Origin of the sequence: Streptomyces sp. NPDC057616 (assembly GCF_042800575.1) — a bacterium.
In the GTDB taxonomy this organism is placed as follows: Bacteria; Actinomycetota; Actinomycetes; order Streptomycetales; family Streptomycetaceae; genus Streptomyces.
On sequence record NZ_JBHVGU010000001.1, the window covers coordinates 69,302 to 81,123 of the forward strand.

At 72.4% G+C, this 11,822-nt stretch carries 12 protein-coding genes; 7 read left to right on the top strand and 5 right to left on the bottom strand.

Going from position 1 to position 11,822, the window contains the following annotated elements:
• Position 1 precedes the first annotated feature (1 nt).
• Positions 2-772, top strand: coding sequence for an SDR family oxidoreductase (locus ACFU97_RS00335; protein WP_384248773.1), 771 nt, complete (start codon positions 2-4; stop codon positions 770-772).
• A 240-nt stretch (positions 773-1,012) separates the two neighbouring features.
• Here ACFU97_RS00335 and ACFU97_RS00340 read toward each other — a convergent pair whose 3' ends face one another.
• On the bottom strand, positions 1,013-2,164 hold the full coding sequence (locus tag ACFU97_RS00340; RefSeq protein ID WP_384248776.1) for a D-alanyl-D-alanine carboxypeptidase family protein: 1,152 nt from the start codon (positions 2,162-2,164) through the stop codon (positions 1,013-1,015).
• Positions 2,165-2,364: 200 nt separating this feature from the next.
• Here ACFU97_RS00340 and ACFU97_RS00345 point away from each other — a divergent pair, with 200 nt between their 5' ends.
• Complete coding sequence (locus tag ACFU97_RS00345; RefSeq protein WP_384248778.1) at positions 2,365-3,828, top strand: ABC transporter permease; 1,464 nt, start codon at positions 2,365-2,367, stop codon at positions 3,826-3,828.
• A gap of 97 nt (positions 3,829-3,925) precedes the next feature.
• Positions 3,926-4,651: an ABC transporter ATP-binding protein gene (locus tag ACFU97_RS00350; RefSeq protein WP_384248781.1), complete on the top strand. Its 726-nt coding sequence runs from the start codon at positions 3,926-3,928 to the stop codon at positions 4,649-4,651.
• 22 nt (positions 4,652-4,673) lie between these two features.
• On the opposite strand, the gene ACFU97_RS00355 is transcribed toward ACFU97_RS00350, so the two are convergent.
• Complete coding sequence (locus tag ACFU97_RS00355) at positions 4,674-5,654, bottom strand: aldo/keto reductase (RefSeq protein ID WP_384248783.1); 981 nt, start codon at positions 5,652-5,654, stop codon at positions 4,674-4,676.
• A 67-nt stretch (positions 5,655-5,721) separates the two neighbouring features.
• Entirely contained in the window at positions 5,722-6,048 is a 327-nt protein-coding gene (locus tag ACFU97_RS00360; RefSeq protein WP_384248785.1) for a nuclear transport factor 2 family protein, read from the bottom strand.
• 130 nt (positions 6,049-6,178) lie between these two features.
• On the opposite strand from ACFU97_RS00360, the gene ACFU97_RS00365 reads away from it, so the two are divergent.
• The 4 genes from ACFU97_RS00365 (at position 6,179) to ACFU97_RS00380 (ending at position 9,494) form a co-directional block, all read left to right on the top strand.
• Positions 6,179-6,745 (top strand): DoxX family protein, encoded by a 567-nt coding sequence (locus ACFU97_RS00365; RefSeq protein WP_384248788.1) that lies wholly within the window; start codon positions 6,179-6,181, stop codon positions 6,743-6,745.
• Positions 6,746-6,767: 22 nt separating this feature from the next.
• Complete coding sequence (locus ACFU97_RS00370) at positions 6,768-7,124, top strand: MazG-like family protein (RefSeq protein WP_384248790.1); 357 nt, start codon at positions 6,768-6,770, stop codon at positions 7,122-7,124.
• A 94-nt stretch (positions 7,125-7,218) separates the two neighbouring features.
• The gene (locus ACFU97_RS00375) at positions 7,219-8,826 is read left to right on the top strand and encodes an AMP-binding protein (protein WP_384248793.1); all 1,608 of its coding nucleotides are present in this window, start codon (positions 7,219-7,221) and stop codon (positions 8,824-8,826) included.
• Positions 8,827-8,921: 95 nt separating this feature from the next.
• A complete protein-coding gene (locus ACFU97_RS00380; protein WP_384248795.1) occupies positions 8,922-9,494 on the top strand; it encodes a MarR family winged helix-turn-helix transcriptional regulator in 573 nt (190 codons plus the stop codon).
• 51 nt (positions 9,495-9,545) lie between these two features.
• Here the strand turns inward: ACFU97_RS00380 and ACFU97_RS00385 are convergent, their stop codons facing one another.
• Positions 9,546-10,268 carry a gamma-glutamyl-gamma-aminobutyrate hydrolase family protein gene (locus tag ACFU97_RS00385; RefSeq protein WP_384248799.1) on the bottom strand — a complete coding sequence of 241 codons (723 nt, stop codon included), beginning with the start codon at positions 10,266-10,268 and terminating at the stop codon, positions 9,546-9,548.
• Positions 10,265-11,755 carry an aldehyde dehydrogenase gene (locus tag ACFU97_RS00390; protein ID WP_384248801.1) on the bottom strand — a complete coding sequence of 497 codons (1,491 nt, stop codon included), beginning with the start codon at positions 11,753-11,755 and terminating at the stop codon, positions 10,265-10,267. Before ACFU97_RS00390 ends, ACFU97_RS00385 begins: the two co-directional genes overlap by 4 nt.
• Between the last annotated feature and the right edge of the window lie 67 nt (positions 11,756-11,822).

The following is an 11,822-nucleotide window of genomic DNA, read 5'->3' on the forward strand; positions in this document are numbered from 1 at the left end:
CATGAATGCCATGCAGACTCAAGAGCAGCCGAAGACCGCGGTCGTGACCGGTGCCGGCTCCGGCATCGGGCGGGCGGTCGCCGTGGAGCTGCTGCGGACGGGCTGGTCGGTGGCGCTCGCGGGACGGCGCCCGGAGACCCTGGAGGAGACGGCGGCCCTCGTGCCCGGTGCGGCGGGTCTCACCGTACGGACGGACGTCTCACGGCCGGACGAGGTGGACGCGCTGTTCGCCGCCACCGTCGAGCGGTTCGGGCGGGTGGACCTGCTGTTCAACAACGCGGGGACCTTCGGCCCGGGCGGGGTGCCGGTCGAGGAGCTGCCGTACGACGCCTGGCGGCATGTGGTGGACACCAACCTCAACGGGGCGTTCCTGTGCGCGCAGGCGGCCTACCGGCGGATGAAGGAGCAGGACCCGCAGGGCGGGCGGATCATCAACAACGGCTCCATCTCGGCGCACACGCCGCGGCCGATGTCCGTGGCGTACACGGCGACCAAGCACGCGCTGACCGGACTGACCAAGGCGCTGTCGCTGGACGGGCGGCCCTACGGCATCGCGGTCGGGCAGATCGACATCGGCAACGCGGCGACCGACATGACCTCCCGGATGCAGACCGGGGCGCTGCAGGCCAACGGCGAGATCGCGCCCGAGCCGGTGATGGACGTGGCCGATGTGGCGCGCACGGTGCGGCACATGGCCGAGCTGCCGCTGGAGGCGAACGTGCAGTTCGCGACGGTCCTGGCCACCGCGATGCCGTACGTGGGCCGGGGCTGAGCCGCGCGCACCGGTGCTCAACTCATCAACTTGCACAAGCGGAATCTGAACATCCGGACCATAGCGGCCGGTCGGACGCTTATGCTCGAATCTCCTCCACAGGAGCTTCACACTTGGAGGGCCCTCGTTCCGTAGTCCTAACCGAGGGGGGAACGGCAGCCGTTCCACCGCACCGGGTGGGGGTGGATCTCGCGTGGGACCGCGAGAGAAGCACCGGTGGGTGGAGCGGCTGCCGCATGTTCAGCCCGCGTGCCGGCCGCCGTCTCCCCGCAGCCGCCTGCGCAGCGCCCACACCCCGCCCGCCAGCAGCACGACCGTGCTGCCCGCGCCCTCCAGCAGGCGCCAGGCGGACGGGCTGCCGGCCGGTGTGCCCGGCGCCCCGGCCGCGGCCCGCGCGGTCGTTCGCGTCGGCTTCGCGCGCGCCCCGCCCTCGCTGACCGGTTCCACCAGCGTGCCCACCGACTTGGCCGAACTCCCCTTGCCGAAGCCCCAGTCGAGCAGAGCGGCGGTCTCCTCGTAGACCGCGTTGTAGCCGCTCTTGGGATGCATGACCGTGACCAGCAGGGTCCGGCCGCCGCGGGTGGCGGCGCCGGTGAAGGTGTTGCCCGCGTGGCTGGTGAACCCGTTCTTGACCCCGATCAGCCCGTCGTACGTCTTCAGGCCCCAGGCGCCGGTGAGCAGGCGGTCGGTGTTCTGGATCTGGAAGGTCTTGCTGCCGCCGGCCGGGAAGGCGGCGGTGCGGGTGTGGCAGTACTCGCGGAAGTCGGCGTTCTTCAGCCCGTGCCGGGCGAACAGGGTGAGGTCGTAGGCCGAGGAGAGCTGGCCCTTGTGGTCGAAGCCGTCGGGGCTGACGACATGCGTGTCCAGCGCCTGGAGGTCCTCGGCCTTGGCCTGCATCTCGGCGACCGTCTTCGCCACGCCGCCGTTCATGTGGGCGAGCACGTGCACGGCGTCGTTGCCCGAGCGCAGGAAGACGCCCTGCCACAACTGCTCGACGGTGTAGGTGATCCCGGGCTTGATCCCGACCAGGCTGGAGCCCGCGGGGATGTCGGCCAGGTCGGCGGCGGTCACCTTGTGCCGGTCGGTGCGGTGGAACTTCGTCAGCACCGTGTCGGCGAACAGCATCTTCAGCGTGGACGCGGGGGCCAGGCGCCGGTGCGCGTCGAAGGAGGCGAGCACCTCCCCGCTGTCGCCGTCGGCGACGATCCAGGCGCTCGCGGTGAGTTTCTCCGGCAGGCCTGTGACACCGCTCACCTGAATTCCCTTGCGGGCAAGTCGCGCACCGCCGACGACGGCGGTCGCGGCGGAAGCGGGGGCCGCCGCGGCGAGCGGAACGGCGGCAGCGGCCAGGCCGAGAGCGGCACGCCGCGTCGGCGGAGAGAAATCGCGCATCCCGGGACCGTACACCGCACCCAACAGGAGCTTCCTGGCAGTAGCCCGTCGGGAGCATAAGAATTGCCTGTCTTACGGAATTCTGACCCGGAAACCGGCTTTCTCAGCTCTGACACACCTTTTACTCAGTGCCCCTCAAAGGTTTCTCCCTAGCTTGTGGCAGCGCCCACAGCGGGCGCCAAGAACCTTCGAGGAACGGGATGTTTGGCATCTATCTCAAGCGCGAACTGGGCCGGAGAAAGAAGGCGGCTCTGGTCATCGCACTGGGTCTGGCGCTCGGTATCGCTCTGGTCATCACCGTCAACTCGGTGTCGGCCGGCATGACTCAGGCGCAGGACAAGGTCCTCAAGTCGCTCTACGGCCTCGGCACCGACATGACGGTGACCAAGGCGCAGTCGGCTCCCAAGGCGGGCAGCTCGCAGGGCCCGAACTTCAAGTTCGACGCCAAGTCGAGCGGCAAGAGCAAGCAGAGCTCGGACCGCGTCATGACGCAGGGCGGTCAGGCCCTGTCGTCCTCGCTGGTCGGCAAGGTCGCCGGGCAGAAGGGCGTGTCCGCCGCGGTCGGCTCGATCGCCCTGAACGTCACCAAGGTCGACGGCTCCTTCACCCAGGGCGAGGCCAAGACGTCCACCTCCGGCTCCGCCCAGCAGGGCGGCCCCGGCGGCTCCACCGGGGGCGGGCAACCGCAGGTCCAGGGCGGCGGCGCCTCCTTCAACGTCAACGCCTACTCGGTGGCCGGCGTCGACGTCGCCGACCAGGGCCTCGGCCCGCTGGCCACATCGAAGATCACCTCGGGCCGGGCCTTCACGGCCGCGCAGACCGACGCCAAGGTCGCGGTGGTCAGCAAGTCGTACGCCAAGTCGAAGAAGTACAAGGTCGGTTCGACCTTCAAGGTCTCGGGCACCAAGTACACCGTCATCGGCATCGCGACGCCCGACAGCAGCGAGTCCACCACCGACGTGTTCCTGCCGCTGAAGCAGGCGCAGACCCTGGCCGACGCGAAGGACAAGGTCACCACGATCTACGTCAAGGCGACCGACTCGAAGCAGATCGCCGCCGTCAAGAAGACGATCCAGAAGAACATCTCCGGCACGACGGTCACCACCTCCGCCGACCTCGCCTCCACCGTCTCCGGCTCGCTGTCGACGGCCTCCAACCTGGCGACCAGCGTGGGCAAGTGGCTGTCGATCGCGGTCCTGGCCGCCGCCTTCCTGGTGGCCGCGCTGCTCACCTCCTCCGCCGTCTCCCGCCGGGTGCGCGAGTTCGGCACCCTGAAGGCGCTCGGCTGGCCGAGCCGCAAGGTGACCCGCCAGGTCGTCGGCGAGTCCATGGTCAACGGCCTCATCGGCGGCGCCCTCGGCATCGCCCTCGGCCTCGCGGCCGCCTACGCGGTCACCGCGATCAGCCCGAAGCTGACCGCGCAGCTCGGCAGCACCGGCGGCGGTGGCGGCATGGGCGGACCCGGTGGCGGCCCGGGCGGCGGTGGTCCCGGCGGGCAGTCCGCCGCGAGCACGATGGAGATCGCCCTCTCCGCCCCGGTCTCGCCGACCACCATCGCGCTCGCGGTGGGCCTGGCGGTCACCGGCGGTCTGATCGCCGGCGCGATGGGCGGCTGGCGCGCCTCCCGGATGCGCCCGGCGGACGCGCTGCGCAGCGTCTCGTGACACCCGCCCCCGATCCGGGGCGCCGCCTCCACTCCCCCCGGGACGCGACGCCCCACCCCCTGCTTCCCTCACGCCTGCTTCCCTGACGGAGAAACCCATGTACAGACTCACCGGCGTCACCAAGCGCTACACGCGGGGCAAGGAGACGGTGGAGGCGCTGCGCGGCATCGACCTCACCATCGAGGACGGCGACCAGCTCGTCATCCAGGGCCCCACGGGCGGCGGCAAGTCCACCCTGCTGCAGATGATCGGCGGCATGGACCGGCCGACCGAGGGCAGCGTCGAACTGGACGGGGTGGACCTCGCCCGCATCGGCGAGGCGAAGCTGACCCGGCTGCGCGCCGAGAAGATCGGCATCATCTTCCAGTCGTTCAACCTCATCCCGACGCTGACCGCCCAGGAGAACGTCGAGACGGCCCTCGTGCCCCTCGGGGTGAAGCCGGCCGAGCGCCGCGAGCGCGCGGCCGAGGCCCTGCGCTCCGTCGGCCTCGGCGAGCGCCTCGGCCATGCGCCCGCCGAGCTCTCCGGCGGCCAGCAGCAGCGCGTGGCGATCGCCCGCGCCCTGGTCAAGAAGCCGAAGGTGCTGCTCGCCGACGAGCCCACCGGCAACCTCGACGAGGGCACCCGCGACGACATCATGGGCCTGCTGGAGGGCCTGTGGCACGAGTACCGGCTGACCTTCGTCATGGTCACCCACGACTCGTCCATCGCCCGCCGCGCACCGCGCCTGGCGACCATCGCGGCGGGCCGGCTGACGCTGACGGAGCAGCAGGTCCACGGCGACGAGCAGCAGTACGCCCGGTACGGCAACCAGGGCTACTGAGCCGCGTCCCCGCGGGGGCCGTTCACCGTTCCAGCAGCCGGTCGATCTCGGCCAGCTGCGCCGCGGTGAGCGGCCCCTTGGCGATGGCTCCGGCGTTCTGCTCGGCCTGGGCCACCGAGCGGAAGCCCGGGATCGGGATCGTGCGCGGGCTGCGGGCCCAGATCCAGCCGAGGGCGCCCTGCGCGAGCGTACGGCCGTCGCTGGTGAGGACGGACCGCACCGCGTCGACGCGGGCGAGCCAGCCGGGGTCGGCGCCGGTGCCCTCGCCGAAGCCCGGCAGCCAGGCCGGCGGCCTGCTGCGGATGTCGCCGGCCTCCAGCCGGTCCTGGCGCCGGCCGGCCAGCAGCCCCATCGCCAGCGGGCTGCGGTTGATGCTCGCGAGGCCCTCCCGCTCGCACAGGGCGAGCATGTCGGGGGCGTCCTGGAAGACGTTGAGGGCGTGCTGCACGGCCGCGCAGTGGGCGCCCTCGGCGAAGACGGCGGCGCGGGCGGGGTCGTCGGTGCTCCACGCGTAGGCGCGGATCAGTCCCTCCCCGACCAACTCCTCGCAGACGTCCCGGAGTCGGGCGCCCTGGTCGGGGCCGGCGTCGGAGATGTGCAGCTGGTACAGGTCGACGTAGTCGGTGCCGAGCCGGGCGAGCGAGGCGGTGAGCGCCTCGCGGACGTGCTCCACGGAGTCGTCCTGGCCCTTGGCGGTGCGGGTGGACTCGTCGAAGACGTTGCCCCACTTGGTGGCGACGACCACGTCCGCGCGCCGCTTGCCGAGCGCGCGGCCCAGCACGCGCTCGCTGTGCCCGGTCCCGTAGGCGTCGGCGGTGTCGAAGAAGGTCACGCCGAGATCGAGGGCACGGCGGATCGCCCGTACGGACTCCTCGTCGTCGACCTTGCCCCAGCCGAGGGGCTGTCCGTCCGGGTCGGACCACTCACCGCCGATCGCCCAGCAGCCGAAGCCGAGAGGGCTGACGTCGATACCGCTGCGTCCGAGAGTTCTGTTCGTCTCCATGCCCACAGACGCTAGGAGTTGGAGTGCACGCCAGGACAAGCCCTCGGAGGACGATTCAGGGAACTCGCTAGGCCTGGCCGGTCTCGAAGCGGGAGATGCGGCCGTCGTCGTCGACCGTGAAGCTCCAGCGGGTGCGCATCTCGCCCCAGGTGTCGTTGCGGTAGTGGGCGAGGAGCGCGCGGCCGCCCTGGGACTCGTTGTCGACGTCCATGTGGCCGTTGGAGGAGAAGATCTCCCGGTCGACCCACTCGGTGAGTTCGCGGTCGGAGCCGTCGTCCGACATCGTCGCGTTCTCCGTGAGGAGGGAGAGGAAGCCGTCGCGGTCGTGGGCGTTGACGGCGGTGACGAACGCGCGGACGGCCGGATCGCTGAGTTTGGCTGGCTGAATCGTCATGGCAGTCAGACTCACACCACGCGTCGGGAGCCGCCACCCGAACGGCGGCGCGAGCGGGTACGGGGGCGCGGGGAGGTGCGACGGTGGAACACGGAGGGAACTGTTCCTGTCGCCTGTACCGGGAGAGACCATGAGCTGTTACGACCGGCGTGATCTGGGGCTGCTGCTGCTCCGGCTGAGTACCGGCGGTGTGCTGATGGCGCACGGCGCGCAGAAGCTGTTCGGCTGGTTCGGCGGGCACGGGCTGGAGGGGACCGGCCAGTTCATGGAGTCCGTCGGCTACGCGCCGGGCAAGGCGAGCGCGACGGCGGCGGGTCTCGCGGAGACCGGCGGCGGCGCGCTGCTCGCGGTGGGCCTCGCCACCCCGGCGGCGGGCGCGGCGGCGGCCGGCGCGATGGTGGGCGCCTCCGCGGTGCACGCCCCCAACGGCTTCTTCGCCATGGACGGCGGCTACGAGTACGCCGCCTCCCTGGCGCTCGCCGCCACCGGACTCGCGATCACGGGCCCCGGCCGCCTCTCCCTCGACCACGCGCTCGGCCATGTCGTGGACCGCGGCTGGATGGTCCCGGCGGCCCTCGGTGTGACGGCCGCCGCCACGGCCCTGGTCGTGGGCGCCCGGAACAAGAGAGTGCGCCAGGGGCAGCAGGGCGAGCAGCAGGCTCTGTTCGAGGAGGAAGAGGCGCTGTTCAAGGAGTGACGCGGGCGGGCAGGCTGGGCGCATGACCGATCAGCCCCCCGCGCCTTCCTCCGCCGACCTCTGGTCCACCGTCGACGAGCTGTGGACCTGGCTGGACGGCCACCGCCCCCTCGACGGCCGGGAGGGCCTGCTCCTGCGCGTGCTCAAGCTGTCGGAGGAGGTCGGCGAGGTCGCGGAGGCGGTGATCGGGGCGACGGGGCAGAACCCGCGCAAGGGGGTGACGCACACCTGGGAGGACGTCCAGGGCGAGCTCTGCGACGTGGTGATCACGGCCCTGGTCGCCCTGCGCACGCTCACGCCGGAGGCGCGGGAGGTGTTCTCGCACCATCTGGCGAAGGTCGCCGCACGCTCCGTCGGGCCGTCCGCCGCCGGCAACTGAGCGTGCGCCCGCGGGGATTGGGCCGCGGGCCCGGGTCCTGGATACTGGCGCCGTGGCCGACCGACCACGGCACGCGGGACCTCCGGGGGCTGACATGGTGGCGACGTCGTACTGGCCGGGCGAGACCGGCGGCGAGGAACTGCTCGAGGAAACCGTCGGATCGCTGCTGCGCGGCGCCGCCCGGCGGGCACCGGACACGGTCGCCCTGGTCGAGGGGGTGACGGATCCCGCCGCGCGGCGCCGGTGGACGTACGCCGAACTGCTCGGTGAGGCGGAGCGCGCGGCCCGGGCCCTGCTCGAGCGCTTCTCACCGGGCGAGCGGGTCGCGGTGTGGGCGAACAACATCCCGGAGTGGGTGATCCTCGAACTCGCCGCCGCGCTCGCGGACATCACCCTGGTCACGGTGAACCCGGCGCTGCGTGCCGCGGAGTTGCGGCACGTGCTCGGCCACTCCCGGGCGGCCGGTGTCTTCCTGCTGCGCGAGTACCGCGGCAACCCGATGGAGCGGACCCTCGCGGACATCCGCGCGGACCTGCCCGGCCTGCACACGAGCGTGCTGTTCGAGGACTGGGCGGAGTTCTGCGCCGAGGGCTCCGGCGAACGCGAGCTGCCCGTGGCCGGACCGCTGTCACCGGCCCAGATCCAGTACACCTCGGGCACGACCGGCCTGCCCAAGGGCGTGGTCCTGCACCACCGCGGCATCACCAACAACGCGCGCCTCGCCTACGTCCGCACCTTCGGGCTGCGGCCGGGCGAGGCCCAGCTCAACCCGATGCCGCTGTTCCACACGGCGGGCTGCGTGCTGGCCACGCTCTCCGCGATCAGCAGCCTCGGCACCCAGGTCCTGCCTCCCCACTTCGACCCGGGCCTGATGCTCGAACTCACCGAGTCGGAGCGGTGCGCGGTGATGGGCGGGGTGCCGACGATGCTCCTCGCGATGCTCGAGCACCCGGCGCTCCCCCGCACCGACCTCTCCTCCCTGCGCTACATGCTCTCCGGCGGCGCCTCGGTGCCGCCCGAGCTGGTCCGCCGGGTCGAGGACGCGTTCAACGTGCCGATGTGCATCATCTACGCCCAGACCGAGGCGTCCCCGGGCATCACCATCACCCGGCTCGACGACTCCCCCGAGGACCGCGCCCACACGGTCGGCAGGCCGCTGCCGCTGACCGAGGTGAAGATCGTGGACGCGGCGGGCGCGGTCGTCCCGCCGGGTGTCACCGGCGAGCTGTGCACCCGCGGCTACCACGTCATGACCGGCTACCTCGACGCCCCGGCCGAGACCGCCGCCGCCGTCGACACCGACGGCTGGCTGCACACCGGCGACCTCGCCTCGATGGACGCCCGCGGCTACTGCCGGATCGACGGCCGCCTCAAGGACATGATCATCCGCGGCGGCGAGAACATCTACCCGCGCGAGATCGAGCAGGTCCTCGCCGAGCATCCCGCCGTCGCCGAGGTCGCCGTCGTGGGCGTGCCCGACCCGGTCTGGGGCGAACGCGTCGCCGCCTTCGTCCGCCTCGCCCCCGGCCGCACCGTGGCCGACAAGGAGCTCTTCGACCACGTCCGCGCCCACCTCGCCCCGCACAAGACCCCCCGCTCCTGGATCTTCGTCGAGACCTTCCCCCTGACCGGCTCGGGCAAGATCCGCAAGAACGTGCTGCGGGAGGAGTACGTGGCGGGGCGGCTTCAGGAGAGCTACTGAGCGCGCGCCGCCCGGGGTCGCTCCGGCCTGCCGCCGTCGCGGAATTCCACGGTTCCGTACAATTTGGATCCGAACGACACCCGAGGAGTGTGCCCGTGCCCGGCGAACGATCCATCACGCAAGCCGAGAAGCTGGCGGAGGCCAAGCTCGGCGGTTTTCCCATCCGCCGCGACCAGATGGCGGTCGTCGCGAACATCTACCGCGCCGCCTCCGCGGTCCGCCAGCACCTGGAGAACTCCGTGCTGCGCGGTGCCGATCTGACCTGGACGGCGTTCGTGGTGCTGTGGGTGGTCTGGGTGTGGGGCGAGTCGGAGACCCGGCACGTGGCGGAGGAGGCGGGCATCTCCAAGGGCACGCTGACCGGGGTCGCGCGGACGCTGGAGAAGCGCGGGCTGGTGCGGCGGGCCGGTCACCCCACCGACGGCAGGCTGGTGCTGCTCAGCCTCACCGACGAGGGCGAGGAGCTGATGCGGCGGCTCTTCCCGGCGTTCAACGAGGAGGAGGCGTTCGTCGCCTCGCGGCTCAGCGACGAGGAATGCCGCGGCATCGCGCAGGGGCTGCGCCAGGTGGTGCTCCAGGTCGAGGAGGAGGGGGAGGAGCGCCGGCTCGCCCTCCTCGACGGGGCACCGCCCGCCCCGCGCCGCAGCGGACGACGCGCGCAGGGCTGAGACGCACAGGGCCGGGACGGGACGGGCCGGGACGGCGCGGGGGGTCCGGGGTCAGTGCCGCTCGCGCGCGGCGGCCCGGACGAGCGCGTCGAAGAGGCCCTGCTGGGCGGGGTCCTCGTGGGCCGTGTCCTCCGGGTGCCACTGGACGGCGGTGAACCACCCGGCGGAGCCCGGCCGTTCGAGCCCCTCCACGGTGCCGTCCGCGGCGCGTGCGGTGACCGTGAGGCCGGTGCCGGTGCGGTCGATCCGCTGGTGGTGGTAGCAGGACGCCTCCACCTTCTCCTCACCCGTGGCCCGCGCCGTCAGGGAGCCCTCCAGGATCGCCACCGGGTGCACGACGTGCCGGTGCTCGCGCTCCGGGCCGCCCATGTCCTGCTCCAGGGTGCCGCCGAGGGCGACGTTGACGACCTGGAGGCCGCGGCAGACCGCCAGCAGCGGCAGGCCCAAGTGCAGTGCCTGCCGGGCGAGTTCGAGGTCGAAGTCGTCCTGGACGTCGTCGACGTCGTAGACGCTGTCGTGGGTGTCGGTGGCGCCGTAGCGGTGCGGGGCGAGGTCGCCGCCGCCGGGGAGCAGCACGCCGTCGAAGCGGGCGAGCCGGCCGGCCACGTCGCCGGGGGCGGGGTGGATGCTCGCCGGTTCGCCGCCGGCCCGCCAGACGGCCTCGATCAGGGCGCGGGCGTTGACCTCGGCGGCGTACCGCAGCGCGGAGGTGGTGGCGGCGAAGCGGGCGGGGACCGCGATCAGGGGGCGCGCGGGTGTGGTCGCAGGGCTCACAGCTGGATCCAGGTGGTCTTCAGTTCGGTGTACTTCTCGATGGCGTGGGCGGACTTGTCGCGGCCGTTGCCGGACTGCTTCATGCCGCCGAAGGGGACGGTCAGGTCGCCCTCCTCGTAGCAGTTGACCCAGACCGTGCCGGCCCTGAGGGCGCGCGAGACCCGGTGGGCGGTGGACAGGTCGGAGGTCCACAGGCCGGCGGCGAGGCCGTACTCGGTGGCGTTGGCCAGCCGTACCGCCTCCTCCAGGTCGTCGAAGGCGAGGACGGACAGGACGGGGCCGAAGATCTCCTCGCGGGCCAGCCGCATGCCCGGGTCCACCCGATCGAAGACGGTGGGCTGCAGGAAGCTGCCGCCGGACCCGGTGCCCGCGCGGCCGCCGCCTGCGCGCAGGCGGGCGCCCTCCTCGATGCCGGTGCCGATGTGGCCGAGGACGCGCTGCAGATGGCCCTCGCCGACCATGGCGCCCATCTCGGTCGCCGGGTCGAGCGGGTCGCCGACCCTCAGCTCACCGGCCCGCGCCACGATCGCCTCGGTGACGCGGTCGGCGACCGATGAGTGGACGAGCAGCCGGGACGGGGCGGTGCACATCTCGCCCTGGTTGAAGAAGATGCCCCAGGCGGCGGTGGCGGCGGCCTTCTCCAGGTCCGGGGCGTCCGGGAGGATGATGTTGGGCGACTTGCCGCCGAGTTCGAGCCAGACCCGCTTGAGGTTGGAGTCGGCCGCGTAGTGCAGGAAGTGCCGGCCGACGGCGGTGGAGCCGGTGAACGCCAGGACGTCCACGTCGGGGTGCAGGCCGAGGGCGCGGCCGGCCACCGGGCCCTCGCCGTTCACCACGTTGAGCACGCCCGGCGGCAGCCCGGCCTCGGTGGCGATCCGGCCGAGCAGCAGCGCGGACAGCGGGGAGTTCTCCGAGGGCTTCAGCACGACGGTGCAGCCCGCGGCGAGCGCGGGGGCCAGCTTCCAGCCGGCGAGCGTCAGCGGGAAGTTCCACGGGACGACCGCGCCGACCACGCCCGCGGGCTCCCGGGTGACCAGCGCGAGGGCGTCCGGGGCGGTGTGCGGCGACTCGTCGGTCAGCTTGTCGGCGAGCTGGCCGTACCAGCGGAAGGTGTTGATCACGGCCCGCAGTTCGACGACGTACGCGTCCGTGATCGGCTTGCCCATCTCCAGGCTGATCGTGAGGGCGAGTTCGGCGCGCCGCTCCTCCAGCAGGTCGGCGATGCGCAGCAGGAGGCGGCCTCGGTCGGCGGGGGCGAGGCGCGGCCAGGGGCCGGAGTCGAAGGCGCGGCGGGCGGCGGCGACGGCCGCGTCGACCTCCGCCGCTCCCCCGTCGGCGACCTGGGTGAGCACCTGGCCGTCGCGGGGCGAGACGGCGGCGAAGGCCGCTCCCGAGCCGGCCTCGCCGGCGCCGTCGATGTGGTGTGCGCCGGACGGCTCCAGGGCCTTGGCCCGGCGCAGCCACTCGTCGTGGGTGATGTCCCGCATGCGGTCCCTCCGGACGTCGTCGATCTGGCTTCGATCTGGCTTCCCGTTTATTTGATTCCAAACGATA